Source organism: Buttiauxella sp. S19-1 (assembly GCF_022134725.1).
Classification (GTDB): domain Bacteria; phylum Pseudomonadota; class Gammaproteobacteria; order Enterobacterales; family Enterobacteriaceae; genus Buttiauxella; species Buttiauxella ferragutiae.
Genome location: NZ_JAHWLU010000295.1, coordinates 1 through 297 on the forward strand (window position 1 = coordinate 1; position 297 = coordinate 297).

General features: G+C 67.3%; 1 pseudogene. It reads left to right on the plus strand.

What is annotated here, in order from left to right:
* Window positions 1-297 (plus strand): annotated as a pseudogene (locus MES37_RS25065) (type VI secretion system tip protein VgrG); the annotation flags it as partial.

The window sequence follows — 297 nt, forward strand, 5'->3', positions numbered from 1 at the left end:
TGACCGGGGAACAGCCACAGGCCCTGCACGGCAGTCGCGGCGAGGGGACCACCCTCACCAACCGGTTTGTGGCCATACCGGGAGACCGCACCTGGCGCCCGAATCGCCCGCAGAAACCAAAGGTCGACGGCCCGCAGAGCGCGGTGGTCACCGGTCCGCCGGGGGAGGAAATTTTCTGCGACGAACACGGGCGGGTGCGGGTGAAATTCCGCTGGGACCGTTATCACGGCGAAACAGAAGACAGCTCGTGCTGGATACGGGTGTCGCAGGCGTGGGCCGGTGCCGGGTTCGGTCACC